This is a genomic window from Micromonospora sp. NPDC005806, from assembly GCF_042871425.1.
Classification (GTDB): Bacteria; Actinomycetota; Actinomycetes; order Mycobacteriales; family Micromonosporaceae; genus Micromonospora.
Genome location: NZ_JBIAIL010000002.1, coordinates 23,795 through 37,855 on the forward strand (window position 1 = coordinate 23,795; position 14,061 = coordinate 37,855).

At 72.3% G+C, this 14,061-nt stretch carries 10 protein-coding genes; 2 read left to right on the plus strand and 8 right to left on the minus strand.

From position 1 onward, the window contains the following. Positions 1 to 7: 7 nt before the first annotated feature. Complete coding sequence (gene secA / locus ACFYOS_RS02670; RefSeq protein WP_387135307.1) at positions 8 to 2,911, minus strand: preprotein translocase subunit SecA; 2,904 nt, start codon at positions 2,909 to 2,911, stop codon at positions 8 to 10. A gap of 168 nt (positions 2,912 to 3,079) precedes the next feature. Here secA and ACFYOS_RS02675 point away from each other — a divergent pair, with 168 nt between their 5' ends. Both ACFYOS_RS02675 and ACFYOS_RS02680 read left to right on the plus strand, forming a co-directional pair. Next, entirely contained in the window at positions 3,080 to 4,237 is a 1,158-nt protein-coding gene (locus tag ACFYOS_RS02675; RefSeq protein ID WP_387135310.1) for a GNAT family N-acetyltransferase, read from the plus strand. Then, positions 4,234 to 5,349, plus strand: a complete 1,116-nt coding sequence (locus ACFYOS_RS02680; protein WP_387135312.1) for a GNAT family N-acetyltransferase — start codon at positions 4,234 to 4,236, stop codon at positions 5,347 to 5,349. The genes ACFYOS_RS02675 and ACFYOS_RS02680 overlap by 4 nt, the downstream gene beginning before the upstream one ends. A gap of 65 nt (positions 5,350 to 5,414) precedes the next feature. On the opposite strand, the gene hpf is transcribed toward ACFYOS_RS02680, so the two are convergent. The 7 genes from hpf to efeO form a co-directional block, all read right to left on the minus strand. Then, a complete protein-coding gene (hpf, locus tag ACFYOS_RS02685) occupies positions 5,415 to 6,059 on the minus strand; it encodes a ribosome hibernation-promoting factor, HPF/YfiA family (RefSeq protein WP_387135315.1) in 645 nt (214 codons plus the stop codon). Positions 6,060 to 6,311: 252 nt separating this feature from the next. Continuing rightward, positions 6,312 to 6,971 carry a ComF family protein gene (locus ACFYOS_RS02690; RefSeq protein ID WP_387136040.1) on the minus strand — a complete coding sequence of 220 codons (660 nt, stop codon included), beginning with the start codon at positions 6,969 to 6,971 and terminating at the stop codon, positions 6,312 to 6,314. A 51-nt stretch (positions 6,972 to 7,022) separates the two neighbouring features. Continuing rightward, on the minus strand, positions 7,023 to 8,810 hold the full coding sequence (locus tag ACFYOS_RS02695; protein ID WP_387135318.1) for an LpqB family beta-propeller domain-containing protein: 1,788 nt from the start codon (positions 8,808 to 8,810) through the stop codon (positions 7,023 to 7,025). Next, positions 8,807 to 10,558, minus strand: coding sequence for an MtrAB system histidine kinase MtrB (gene mtrB, locus ACFYOS_RS02700; RefSeq protein WP_387135320.1), 1,752 nt, complete (start codon positions 10,556 to 10,558; stop codon positions 8,807 to 8,809). Before mtrB ends, ACFYOS_RS02695 begins: the two co-directional genes overlap by 4 nt. Positions 10,559 to 10,573: 15 nt before the next feature. Further along, positions 10,574 to 11,263 carry an MtrAB system response regulator MtrA gene (mtrA, locus tag ACFYOS_RS02705; protein WP_265004980.1) on the minus strand — a complete coding sequence of 230 codons (690 nt, stop codon included), beginning with the start codon at positions 11,261 to 11,263 and terminating at the stop codon, positions 10,574 to 10,576. Between the two features lie 314 nt (positions 11,264 to 11,577). After that, positions 11,578 to 12,879, minus strand: a complete 1,302-nt coding sequence (gene efeB / locus ACFYOS_RS02710) for an iron uptake transporter deferrochelatase/peroxidase subunit (RefSeq protein ID WP_387135323.1) — start codon at positions 12,877 to 12,879, stop codon at positions 11,578 to 11,580. A gap of 23 nt (positions 12,880 to 12,902) precedes the next feature. Continuing rightward, the gene (gene efeO / locus ACFYOS_RS02715; protein WP_387135325.1) at positions 12,903 to 14,036 is read right to left on the minus strand and encodes an iron uptake system protein EfeO; all 1,134 of its coding nucleotides are present in this window, start codon (positions 14,034 to 14,036) and stop codon (positions 12,903 to 12,905) included. Positions 14,037 to 14,061 lie beyond the last annotated feature (25 nt).

A 14,061-nucleotide genomic window follows, 5' to 3' on the forward strand; every position in this document is an offset into this window, starting at 1 on the left:
GGCGGGGTCAGTTGCCGCCGTTGGGGGCGCCGTGGCAGCGCTTGTACTTGCGGCCGGAGCCGCACGGGCAGGGCGCGTTGCGGGACGGGCCCTCGCCGCCGTCCACCTGGCCGGGCGCGGCCCGCCGGGCGGTGCTGGCCGCGACGGCCTGGCCGCTCATGCCGGCCGGCGCGCGGCGCGGACCCGAGGCGGCAGGCCGCCGCTCGGACCCGTTGCCACCGACGCCCAGGGCGGGCGCCTGCTGCTCGGCGCGCTCGATGTGCGGGGCACCCCGACCGGCCTCGCCGTCGACGGAGGGCGCCGAGTATTGCAGGCCCTGCTGCTGCGGCGCGCGGTTGAGACCCTTGGCGTGGATCTCCACCGGCTTCTCCAGCAGCTGCACCTCCTCGGCCTCCGGCTCGGGCTCCTGGACCTGCACCTCCAGGTTGTAGAGGAAGCCGACCGTCTCCTCCTTGATGCCGTCCATCATGGTGGCGAACATGTCGAAGCCCTCGCGCTGGTACTCGATGACCGGGTCGCGCTGGGCGTACGCCCGCAGGCTGATGCCCTCCTGGAGGTAGTCCATCTCGTAGAGGTGCTCGCGCCACTTGCGGTCGATCACCTGGAGCAGGACCATCCGCTCGAGCTGGCGCACCGCCTCCTCGCCGAGCTGCTCCTCGCGGCGGTCGTACGCGGCGTGCGCGTCCTCCTTGAGGCGGGCGAGCAGGAAGTCCTGGTCGAGGCCGGCCCGGGAGCCGACCTCCTCGTCCAGCTCGTCGACGGTGACGCCCACCGGGTAGAGCTGCTTGAGGCTGGACCAGAGCTGCTCGAGGTCCCAGTCCTCGGCGTAGCCCTCGCTGGTGGCGCCCACCACGTACGCGGACGCCACGTCGTCGATCATGTTGCGGACCTGGTCGGAGAGGTCCTCGCCGTTGAGCACCCGGAGGCGCTCGGCGTAGATCACCTGGCGCTGCTTGTTGAGCACCTCGTCGTACTTCAGGACGTTCTTCCGGATCTCGGCGTTCTGGCCCTCGATCTGGGCCTGCGCGCTCTTGATCTGGCGGGTGACCATCTTCGACTCGATCGGCACGTCCTCCGGGATGTTGAAGCGCTCCATCACCGCCTCGACCGCGCCGGCCCGGAAGCGCTTCATCAGGTCGTCCTGCAGCGAGAGGTAGAAGCGGGACTCGCCCGGGTCACCCTGCCGGCCGGCGCGACCGCGCAGCTGGTTGTCGATGCGGCGCGACTCGTGCCGCTCGGTGCCCAGCACGTAGAGGCCACCGGCGGCGGCGACCTCCTCCGCCTCGACGTCACAGGCCTGCTTCCACGTGGGCAGGACCTCCTCCATCGCCTTGGCGTACTCCTCCGGCTGCTCGACCGGGTCGAGGCCGCGCTGGCGGAGGTCGTTGGCGGCGAGGAACTCGGGGTTGCCGCCGAGCAGGATGTCCGTACCGCGGCCGGCCATGTTGGTGGCGACAGTGACCGCGCCCTTGCGCCCGGCCTGGGCGACGATCTCCGCCTCCTTGGCGTGGAACTTGGCGTTCAGCACGGAGTGCGGGATGCCCCGGCGGCGCAGCAGCTGGGACAGGATCTCGGAGTTCTCCACCGAGACCGTGCCGACCAGCACCGGCTGGCCCTGCTCGTGCCGCTCGGCGATGTCCTCGACCACGGCGTTGAACTTGGCCTTCTCGGTCTTGTAGATGACGTCCGCCCGGTCGAGGCGGACCATCGGCCGGTGCGTCGGGATGGTTACGACGCCGACCTTGTAGACCTTGTTGAACTCGCTCGCCTCGGTCTGGGCGGTACCGGTCATGCCGGAGAGCTTCTCGTAGAGGCGGAAGTAGTTCTGGAGGGTAATGGTGGCCAGGGTCTGGTTCTCCTGCTTGATCTCCACCCCCTCCTTGGCCTCGATCGCCTGGTGCATGCCCTCGTTGTAGCGGCGGCCGTGCAGGATGCGGCCGGTGAACTCGTCGACGATCAGGACCTCGCCATCGCTGACGATGTAATCCTTGTCGCGCTTGTAGAGCTCCTTGGCCTTGATCGCGTTGTTCATGTAGCCGACGAGCGGGGTGTTGACCGACTCGTAGAGGTTGTCGATGCCGAGCCGGTCCTCGATCTTGGCGACGCCGCGCTCGGTGATCGCGATGGTGCGCTTGGCGTGGTCGACCTCGTAGTCGCCCTCGCCGTCGGTGCCCGGCTGGAGGCGGGCCACCACGGCGGCGAACTCCTGGTACCAGCGGGCGGAGTGCTCGGCCGGGCCGGAGATGATCAGCGGGGTCCGGGCCTCGTCGATGAGGATCGAGTCGACCTCGTCGACCACCGCGAAGAAGTGGCCGCGCTGCACCAGCTCGTCCCGCGTCCAGGCCATGTTGTCGCGCAGGTAGTCGAAGCCGAACTCGTTGTTGGTGCCGTAGGTGATGTCGCACTCGTACGCGGCGCGGTGCTCACTGGCCGGCCGGTTGGGCAGCACCACCCCGACGGTGAGGCCGAGGAACTCGTGCACCCGGCCCATCCAGGCGGCGTCGCGCTCGGCCAGGTAGTCGTTCACCGTGACCACGTGCACGCCCTCGCCGGCGAGCGCGTTCAGATAGACCGGCATGACCGAGGTCAGGGTCTTGCCCTCACCGGTCTTCATCTCGGCGATGTTGCCGAAGTGCAGCGCCGCGCCGCCCATCACCTGGACGTCGTAGGGCCGCTGGCCGAGCACCCGCGAGGCGGCCTCCCGGCACACCGCGAACGCCTCGGGCAGCAGGTCGTCGAGGGTCTCACCGTCGGCGAGCCGCTCCCTGAACTGCTCGGTCATGCCGCGCAGCTCGTCGTCGCTGAGGTTGACGTAGTCGTCCTCGATCGAGTTGACGGCGGCGGCGATGGCCTTGAGCCGACGCACCATGCGGCCCTCGCCCGCGCTAAGGACCTTTTCCAGAATCGACACGGATCAACGCTCCCCTAGACAGTCTCGAACCATCGTAGGCGCAACATCGCGGCGATGGTCAGTGGTGGCGGCGGTACGGAGCAGGGAACCCGACATAACACCCCACCCGGGCGCTGACCGGCGGTTATCGAGTTACGCCCAACGCGAACGATCCGGCACGATGACCCGATGGAGCCCGTGGAGATCATCGAGGACGGCCTGCTGCTGCGACCCTGGCGGGCGGAGGACGCGGACGCGGTGTACCGCGCCTGCCAGGATCCGGACATCCAGCGCTGGACCACCGTACCTCGCCCGTATCTGCCCGAACACGCCCTCGGGTTCGTCACCGGAGTCAGCGGCCAGGCCTGGGCCGAGGGCACCGGGGCACCGTTCGCGGTCTGCGACGCCGACACCGGCGAGCTGCTCGCCTCGTGCGGTCTCGTCTCCATCGACCGGGCTTTGGACTCCGCCGAGGTCGGCTACTGGACCGCGCCCTGGGCCCGCGGCCGCGGCGTCGCCGTCCGGGCCACCCGCGCGGTCGCCCGCTGGGCGTTCGACGCGCTCAAGCTGCGCCGGATGACCTGGCAGGCCGAGATCGGCAACCACGCCTCCCGGCTGGTGGCGCTGCGGGCCGGTTTCCGGGTCGAGGGCGAGCTGCGGCTCGCCCACCCGAGCGTCGACGGCCACCCGGAGGGCTGGCTCGGCTCCCTCTTCCCGCACGAGCTGGCCGCGCCGGGCGAACCCACCCGGTACGGCCCGGACACCCTGGAGGCGCGCCGGGCCGCCGTCTTCGGCCGGCCGCAGCCCGTCCTGTTCGCCACCGCGGGCGCCACCGAGCTGCGGCTGCGCCCGATGGAGGAGCGCGACCTCGATGCGGTCGTGGCGACCTGCCGGGACGAGGCGACCGTCCGCTGGACCACCGTCCCGCACCCCTACGGGCGGGAGCACGCCGAGGGCTACCTGCGGGACATCGCGCAGGCGGCCTGGGCCCGGGGAACCGCTGCCTGCTACGCCATCGCCGACGCCGACGACCGGTACGCCGGCTCGATCGACCTGCGGATCTCCCCGGCCGACCCGCTCGTCGCCGACGTCGGCTTCATGACCGCGCCGGCCGCCCGGGGCCGCGGGTACCTGCCGGCCGCGCTGGGCGCGCTCAGCGCCTGGGGGTTCACCACGCTCGGCCTGGCCCGCGTGGAGTGGCGGGCCAACGTCGGCAACACCGCCTCCCGGAGGGTCGCCGAGAAGGCGGGCTTCGTCTTCGAGGGCACCGCCCGCGGCGGCGTCCAGCACCGGGGGGAGCGGGTGGACGTCTGGGTGGCCGGGCTGCTCCCCCAGGACCTGGCGTGACACCGGAGACCATCGAGGCGTACGGGATACGGCTGCGGGCGGACCGTCCGGCCGACGCGGCGGACCTCGCGGCCGCCTGCGCGGACCCGCTCACCCAGCGGTTCCTGCCCGGCATACCCGACCCGTACACCGAGGAGAGCGCCCGGTGGTGGATCACCGAGGGCGCTCCCGCGGCCTGGACCGCCGGCGGCGCCTCGTACGCGATCGCCGACCCGGCCACCGACCGGCTGCTCGGCGCGGTCGGCCTCAGCAACCCGATGCCGGAACGCCGGCAGCTGGAGATCGGCTACTGGGTGGCGCCCTGGGCCCGGGGCCGGGGCGTCGCGACGGCCGCCACTCGCGCGCTGGCCGAGCGGGCCTTCGCCACCGGGGCCGCCCGGCTGGAGCTGCTCACCGACCAGGAGAACACCGCCAGCCAGCGGGTCGCGCTGGCCGCCGGCTTCCGGCCCGAGGGGGTACGCCGGTCGGCCGGCACCGCGCGGAACGGCGACCGGTACGACCTGGCCGCCTGGGTTCGCCTGGCCGACGACCCGCCCGGGCCGACCGCCCGGCCGCTGCCGGACCTGCCCGCGGGCCGGCTCACCGACGGCGTGGTCACCCTGCGCCGGCTCGGGCCGGCGGACGCCGACCCGCTGCACCGGCTGCACACGCTGCCCGAGGTGATGGCGAACCGGGTGCCACCGGTACCGCCCACCCGCGAGTCGATCGAGCGGCGCTGCCGCCTCGCGGAGAGCCACTGGCTGGCCGGCCGCTCCGCCGACCTCGCGATCCTGGACGCGGCGACCGGCACGCCGGCCGGCGGCTGCGCGCTGGTGTACGACGAGCCGTGCACCGGCCAGGCCATGCTCGGCTACAGCCTGCTGCCCGAGGCGCGCGGCCGAGGGCTGGCCACCCGGACGGTGGGCCTCCTGGCCGGCTGGGCGTTCGACATCGGACTGGCCCGGCTCTGGGCCGGCACCCGGCCGGAGAACGTCCCCTCGCAGCGGGTGCTGGAGAAGGTCGGGTTCCGGCGCGAGGGGCTGCTGCGCGGCCGGCTCCCCGGTCCGGACGGCACCCGCACCGACTCGGTGCTCTACGGACTGCTGGCGGCCGACCGCGCCGGAGCCCGCTGACGACGGGAGCCGTGGTGGTCGTCCACCACGGCTCCCGGCCGGTTGTGCTCAGGGGTGGTCAGGGGTCAGGCGTCGAGCGAGATGATCCCGTAGTCGTAGGCGTGCCGGCGGTAGACGACGCTCGGGCGGCCGGACTCCTTGTCCTGGAACAGGTAGAAGTCGTGGCCGACCAGCTCCATCTGGAACAGGGCGTCGTCGACGGTCATCGGCTCGGCGGGGTGCACCTTCTCCCGCGCGATGTGCCAGGGCTGGTCGTCGTACTCCTCGTAGCCGTCCTCGTCGGGCCGTTCGGCGACGGCGGTGGCCGTCCCGTGGCCGTTCAGCACCGCCAGTCCCGGCCCGTCCAGGTCGGCGACCGGCAGGTCCGCCGTGGCGGCGGCGACGGAGAGCGGCGCGTGCCGCCCACGGTGTACCCGACGCCGGTCGGCCGCCCGGCGGAACCGAGTGTCCAGCTTGGCGATGGCCGTGTCCAGCGCGCTGTAGAAATCACTCGTGCAGGCCTCGGCCCGGATCACCGGGCCGCGCGTGACGCAGGTGATTTCCACCCGCTGGCAGTGATCGGCCTGGCGCGGATTGCGCTCGTGGAACAACTCGACGTCCACGCGAATGAGCTTGTGGTCGTAGCGTTCGATCTTCGCGAGCTTTTCGGCTACGTGCACCCGGTAATGGTCCGGCACTTCGACGTTACGGCCCTTGACCACGATGTCCACGTGACCTCCCTTGTTCGGACGGTCGTTCGGTCCGGTTATCTCCGGTCGACGTGCCCTGGGAATGCCCCGTTCGGCGTCGACCGGTTGCGTGCGGCTACGCCTCCTTCCAGTGCCGGGGGAAGATTGGAACACCTCCTACCCCCGACACGAAAACGCTAACTCCTGTTCGGCCACCAGTCACCCCTAGTTGCCGAGAGAGGCCGCGAAATTTAACAGCTCATACACCATGGGGTGAAACGGAAACACGAAGCGTCACTGATGGTGCCGCTTTTGCGTTGCGGCGAGCACCGCCGCGGCCTTTGGCGTCATTCCCGCCGCGTGCAAGACCCGGCTCACCGCCGCCAGCGTGGCCCCGGTGGTGACGATGTCGTCGAGCAGCACCACCGGCCCGTCCACCGCTGCCGCGCCGAGCCGGCGCAGCCGGAACGCGGCGTCGGCCGCGGCCGCCCGGCCCGCGCTGTCCAGAAGGACCGAGTCCGGCCGGGGCAGCGCCCGCAGCGGCCGGAGCACGCGTACCGGCCAGCCGGCCGCCCGCAGCCGGGCCGCCGCGTGGCGGGTCAACTGGCCCAGGTGGTCGCCGTAACGGGCCCGCGCCGCCCGGGCGGTGTCCGGCACCGGCACCAGGGTCACCGGCCGGGCCGGGCCCACCGCTGCGGCCACCACCTCGGCGAGGAGCGCCCCCAGCGGCCGGGCCAGGCCGTGCCGGCCCCGCTCCTTGTACGCCAGCAGCCCCGCCCGCAGCGCCCCCGCGTACGGACCGAGCGCGACGCAGGGCGGCAGGTCCGGCGGGGTCGGGTCCGGGCGGGTCGGCGCGGGACGCAGCGCCTCCAATTCACCGACACAGTGCGGGCAGAAGCCCTGCCGTAGGCCGGGGGCGCGCTCGCCGCAGCCGCCGCAGCCGGAGGGCAGCACCAGGTCGGTCAGGTCGGACCAGAGGCCGCCCAGGTCCGGCACCGGCACCTCTCAGTAGAAGAAGAAGGGGGCGCTCGGACCGGACGCCTTGGCGTTGACCGCCACGTCCCGCACCTGCGCCCGCTCGATCTCGGTGAACGGGTTGTTCCGGTAGGCCCTGGTGGCCTGGTACATGAACGAGAAGGACGGCAGCGCGCCGGACGAGCCGCCCGGGAAGGCGGCGAGGTGGGTCACCGGCGCGTTCGTGTCCCGCTTCAGCGCGTACTCCACGGCCCCGTCGACCGTGGTCTGGTAGATCGCCGGCTGGCGCCCGTCGTTGCCGGCCAAGACCAACTGATTCTCGGCGTACCAGTCGACGGCGGTCAGGTTGGTCAGCCGGGTGGTCAGCTTGCGCGGATCGCCCACGGTGACCACGCCGCCGTCCACGCTGACCGGCGCGACGTAGAGCGCGCCGCCGATGATCAACGCGATCCGGTGCCCGTCCAACGAGGCGGCCACCGCGGTGACCGAACCGGAGAGGCCCAGCGAACTCATCCCGCCCGCGCCGTCGAAGCGGTACAGCGTGCCGTCGGCCACCACCAGGCCGGACGGGTGCTGGCTGTCGGACGAGCGCAGCCAGATCGGGCGGCCGATCGAGCGGTAGAGCCTGGTGCTCTTGTTGTCGACGGTCACCTCTCCGCGGCCGGAGCCGACCTGCAGGCGCTGCTTCTGGTCCGGGCGGGTCACCACCAGCGCCGCCAGCACCTCGTCGCCGGCCCGGCTGAGCGTCGCCGACACCACGTTCCGGTTGTCGGCGGCGGCCACCGGCACCGCGCCGACCGGCTCGTTGCCGATGGCGAGCGGATGGATCGCCCCGTCGTAGACGCAGAACCGCAGCGGAGTCCGCAGGTTCGGGTAGCGCGGATGGGACTCCCGCTCCTGCCCCAGGTCCACGGTGCGCCGCTTCTGGTTCTGGATCTTCAGGTCCAGCTGCCCGTTCAGATCCGACAGCGACCAGGCCAGCTGGGTGGCGAGCTTGGACAGCCGGTCATTGGTGGCGACCGGCATGGTCAGGTTGACCTCCCAGCGGCCGTCGGAGCCGGTGGCGTTGTTGATCGGCGCGGTGCCGTCGGGCACCTTGGTCACCCCAGAGGCCAGCCAGTCGGACGGGCCTCCGGTCAGCCACCGCACCACCTCGGTGACCCGCCGCTCGGCCGGCACCGCACTGGGCAGCCAGCGCCAGTCGGGCACCAGCTGGGTCTGGTCAGAGTTCCAGAAGTAGATGGTGTGCGTGCCGTAGTACTGGCGCAATGCCTCGTCGCTGAGCAGCAGCACGTTCGGCAGGTCCGTGATCACCAGCCCCTGGCTGCCTTGATCGGCGGGACGGAGCTTGAACACATACACGGTGTCCCGGGCCACGGGCGCGTCCAGGGTGCCATCGGCGCGCAGCACGCCGACCTGCTGCACCCGGACCTTGACCTCCCAGATGCCCTCGTTGGTCAGCAGCCGAGCCTCCGGGGACGGCTCCAGCAGCCGGACGACGGTCAGCTCGACCTCGCTGCTCTGCCTCTTCGGCAGCCGGCTCCTCGCCTCGGGCGCGATGAACTCCTTGACCCGGTTGTACGCCTGCTCCCGCTCGCCCGCTGCCGCGGCGAGGTAGTCGCGGATGAACTCCTTGGGGTCCTCGGTCCCGCTGCGGGTCGGCGGTTGACTGCCGCTGCCATTGAGGGAGCCGGACTCGCCGGCCGGGACCCGGCCGTCGACCTGGACCTCGGTGCGGTCCGGGATGCCGCAGCCGCCGGCCAGCCCGGCGGGCAGCAGTGCGCCGGCCAGCAGCACCGCCAGCAGCCGGCGCCTCACGACGTCACCTCGGCCCGGTCCGCGCCCCCGGCCGGCCCGATGGCCAGTGTCCCGGCGCCGCTGCCCGGCCCGATGGCCAGCAGGCCGCCGTCGCGGGGGCCGCCGAACGGCAGCGCGGCGTCGGCCGGCACCAGCCGCAGCGGCGAGGTGGTCAGCCGGTCGCCGGACCGGGCCGGCAGGGTCAGCCGGAACTGGGCACCCTGGCCGGGGGCGCCCCAGGCCTCCAGCCAGCCGCCGTGCAGCCGGGCGTCCTCCAGGCTGATCGACAGGCCGAGGCCGGTGCCGCCGGTCTGCCGGGCCCGGGACGGGTCGGCCCGCCAGAACCGGTTGAAGACGAGCTTCTCCTCGCCCGGCTTGAGCCCGACGCCGTGGTCCCGCACGGTGATCGCCACCGCGCTCTGGTCCATCCCGAGGGTGATCCGGACCGGCTTGGCCTCGCCGTGCTCGACCGCGTTGCCGACCAGGTTGCGCAGTACCCGCTCGACCCGGCGCGGGTCCACCTCGGCGATCACCGGGGTGTCCGGCAGGTCGAGCTCGATGGCCACCCCGGCGCGCTCGGCCAGACCCGACAGCCGCTCGGCCACCCGGTGCACCACCGGCACCAGGTCGGTCGGCTCGGAGTCCAGCACCGCGAAGCCCGCGTCGAAGCGGCTGATCTCCAGCAGGTCGGTGAGCAGCTCCTCGAACCGGTCCAGCTCGGCCTGGAGCAGTTCGGCGCTGCGGGCCACCGCCGGGTCGAACTCGTCCCGCTCGGCGAAGATCAGGTCGGCGGCCATCCGGACCGTGGTCAGCGGGGTTCGCAGCTCGTGCGAGACGTCGGAGGTGAACCGGCGCTGCAACCGGGACATCTCCTCCAGCCGGAGGATCTGCCGTTGCAGGTTGGTCGCCATCTGGTTGAACGAGGCGGCGAGCAGGGCCAGGTCGTCCTCGCCGTTGACCACCATCCGCTGGTCGAGCAGGCCGGCGGAGAGCCGCTGGGCGGTCCGGGCGGCCACCCGGACCGGGGTGACCACCAGGCGGGTGACCAGGGCGGCCAGCAGGCCGAGCAGGAGCACCAGGGCAACGCCGGTGGCGACCACGGTGGCCCGGGCGTCGGCCGCGGTGGCGTCCTGCCGGGCCAGCGGTACGAGGTAGTAGAGCTCCACCTGCCCGAACCGGGTCGGCACCGGCGAGCCGTACACCAGGTATTTGGTGCGCTCGCCGCCGAGCGTGCCGGTGCGGATCTGGTGGGCGATGCTGCCGGCGGCGACGGTGGCCCGCAGGTCCGACCCGATCAGCGGGCGCACCTGGACGTCCGGCGAGGTACGCGGCTGGATGGTCCCGGTGAAGTTGTCCGCGGTGATCGCCACGACCACCCCGCTGGTCTGCGCCGGGTCACCGCCGGCCAGGTAGTTGACCGTGCCGTCGATGGTGTCCTGGAGCTGGGCCTCCTGCGGCTGGCTGTAGAGGTTGAACTGCTTCGAGGCGTACTCGCTGCCGTTGCGCAACCGCGCCAGGACGTCGGTCTCGGCGTTCTCCAGCAGGATGCCGGTGATCTTGTCGGCGATCAGGTACGCGAACCCGCCCACCAGCAGGCTGGAGGCGACCAGGGTGATAGTCACCACACGGACCTGGAGCGACCGCCGCCAGGTCCGGTGGAGGCCGCCCGCCAGCCCGGCGGCGTGCGCGGCGAGGGCACGCCACAGCGCCCACGCGGCGCGCAGCCAACGGGACGCGGGGGTCGGGGAGTCGGGGGGCGGGGAGGTCACCACAGTGCGACCAGGCTATCCGGTACCAGCCTTGTAGCCCACGCCCCGCACGGTGAGGATGATTTCCGGTCGCTCCGGATCCGGCTCGATCTTGGCCCGCAGCCGCTGGACGTGCACATTGACCAGGCGGGTGTCGGCGGCATGCCGGTAGCCCCAGACCTGCTCCAGCAGCACCTCCCGGGTGAAGACCTGACGCGGCTTGCGGGCGAGCGCGACCAGCAGGTCGAACTCCAGTGGGGTCAGCTTCACCTCCTCGCCGTCCCGGCTGACCGTGTGCGCCGGCACGTCGATGGTGATCTGGTTGCCGGGCGGGCCGATGGTGAGCAGCTCCGGCGCCACGTCCTCACCCCGGCGCAGCCGGGCCCGCATCCGGGCCACCAGCTCCTTGGGCTTGAACGGCTTGACCACGTAGTCGTCGGCCCCGGACTCCAGACCGAGCACCACGTCGACGGTGTCGCTCTTGGCGGTCAGCATGACGATCGGCACGCCGGACTCGGTCCGGATCGCCCGGGCCACGTCGATGCCGCTCATCCCGGGCAGCATCAGGTCGAGCAGGACGATGTCGGGCCGACTGTCACGGAACGCGGCAAGTGCCCGTTCCCCGTCCGCCACGAAGGAGGGCACGAAGCCCTCACTGCGCAGGACGATGCCGAGCATCTCGGCGAGCGCGGGGTCGTCGTCGACCACCAGTACCCGGGCTCTCATGGGGTTTATCGTTCCATCCCCGTTCGTTTCGGAGGGTTCGGCGTCATCACGGCACGGTACTGCGATGGGCGGTCGCGCACCACAGGTGCGGACCCGCATGCCCGGCGTGGCGCGCCGCGGGCCCGCGGGTCAGCCGAAGCAGAACGGGCCGTGCAACCATGATCCCTCGGGCAGGCCACCGCCCGCCACCACCAACTCATCCCGAGCCGGACCGGACCCGGCCGGGCCGGGAGCTGGGGTCCGAGTCCTCCGTCCCCACCCAGCCCGATCCGGTACGCGGACAGCCCGCGCCGGTCGAGGCCGAGCGCCGACGGTCAGGAGAAGAGCGCGCGGCCCCACCAGTCGGCGTCGTCGCGGACGCCCGGCGGGCAGGCGAAGAGCCCGCTGGAGACGTGCCGCAGGTACTCGTTCATCGCGTCGTTGCGGGAGAGCCGGGTCTGGATCGGCACGAACTGCTTGCGGGGGTCCCGCTGGTACGCGATGAAGAAGAGCCCGGCGTCGAGCCGGCCCAGCCCGTCCGAGCCGTCCACGAAGTTGTAGCCGCGGCGCAGCAGGTGCGCGCCGTTGTTCTGGCTCGGGTGGGCAAGCCGGACGTGCGCGGTCTCGGCGATCACCGGCTCGCCGGCGTCGCTCTTGGCGGCGAGGTCCGGCTCGTCGAACTCGGCGCGCTTGCCCAGCGGCGCGCCGCTGCCCTTGGTCCGCCCGATGATCTGCTCCTGCTCCGCGAGGGGGCTGCGGTCCCAGGTCTCGATCAACATGCGGATCTTGCGGGTGACCATGTACGACCCGCCGGCCATCCAGTCGGTGCCGTCGCCGCGCTGGGCCCAGAGCTGCTCGCGGAGCAGGTCGACGTCCTCGGCCTTGAGGTTGGCGGTGCCGTCCTTGAAGCCGAACAGGTTGCGCGGGGTGGCCTGGCCCCGCGAGGTCGACGAGGTACGCCCGAAGCCGAGCTGCGACCAGCGGACGCTGACCACGCCCATGCCGATCCGGGCCAGGTTGCGGATGGCGTGCACCGCCACCTGGGGGTCGTTGGCGCAGGCCTGGACGCAGATGTCCCCGCCGGAGATCTCCGGCTGGAGCGCGTCGCCGGCGAAGTGCGGCAGGTCGGCCAGGGCGGCCGGGCGCTTGTCGGCGATGCCGAACCGGTCCCGGCCCTGGGCGTCGCGGAACAGCGTCGGGCCGAAGCCGACGGTGATGGTGAGCTGCGACGGGGGCAGCCCGAGCGCCTCCCCGGTGTCGTCCGGCGGCGCCTCCGGCACGCCGTCGACCGCGCCGATCAGCCCGGCGTCCTTGCCGGCGGTCATCCGGGCCGCGGCGGCGGTCCACTCCTGGAGGAGCGCGACCAGCTTCGCCCGGTCCTTGGTGATCACGTCGAACGCGACGAAGTGCAGCCGGTCCTGGGCCGGGGTGGTGATGCCGGCCTGCTGCTCGCCGTGGAACGGCACCGCCCCGGCGGCCACGTCGTTCGCCGCGGCCTGGTCGCCGCCGCGGACCAGCGCGGTGGCGCCCGCCGCCACCCCGGCCACGCCGGCGACGCCGACCCCGGCCAGGGCGATGGCCCGCCGCCGGGACAGGTTCGTCCCGCGCGACGCCGTCTCGGTGCTCGGCTCGCTCATCGCGTCACCTCCGGTCCCGGTCGTCATCGCGCGACGGCCGCCGCTACCTTGCTGATCGGCTCGGCCAGGGCGTTGATGCGGTCCGACAGCTCCTTCAGCTCGGTCTTGCTGAGCTGGGTGTGCAGCTTCCAGCCGTCATCGGCCCGGTGCTTGCCGAGGGTGGTCTCGACGTTGGTGAACTCGCTGTCGAGCTGCTTGACCAGGTCGGGCGCGCGCTGCTCGAGGGCGGGCCGCAGCGCGGCGATGGCCGCCTTGGAGCCTTCCAGGTTGGCGTTGAAGTCCCAGAGGTCGGTGTGCGAGTACCGCTCCTCCTCGCCGGTGATCTTGCCAGTGGCGACCTCGTCGAGCAGCGCCTTGGCCCCGTTGGCGAGCTGGAGCGGGGTGAGCTGCTCGGCGTTGGCCTTGGCCACGATCGCCTTGACGTCGACGAGGAGCTGGTCGGCGATAGCGCCGTCCTTGCTGACGTCGCCGGTGGTCCACAGATCCTTCTCGATCCGGTGGAAGCCGGTGAACTGCATGCCCTCCTCGACGACCTCATCGCGGCCGTCGATCTTCGGGTCGAGGTCGCCGAAGCTCTCCGCGACCGGCTCGATCCGCTCCCAGTAGGTGCGCGCCACCGGGTACAGCCCCTTGGCCTTGGCCACGTCGTTGGCCTTGACCGCGGCCACGAACTCCTCGGTCTTGGTCAGCAGCGCGGCGGTCTGGCTCTGTACGTACCGCTGGTAGCTGGCGGTGGCCTGGCCCAGCGCGGCGTCCGGGGCCACGGACGCGGCGGTGCCGCTGACCTTCAGCGCGCCCCGGATGCCCCGGCCGCTCATCCCGGGCTTGCAGGCCGTCTCGTACGTCCCGGCGGGCAGCTCGACGTGCAGCTCGCGGCTCAGGCCGGGGGCGATGTTCTCCACCTCGCCCATCACCCGGTCGCCGGCCGCGTAGACGTAGAACTCGTTGACCTTGGACCCGGAGTTGGTCACCTTGAAGGTGACCTGACCGGCCTCGACGTCGGTGGTGCCGACCTCGCAGGCGCTGTCGGTGGCCTTGACGACGATCGGGCCTCCGGTCTTGGCGTCCTGCTTGTCGACGCCGCCCCCGCAGCCCGTCAGGCCGGCGATGGCGAGCACCCCGGCGGCGGCGGGCACGACGAATCGAGTGGTACGCATCGGTGCTGTGTCTCCTCGGGAAACG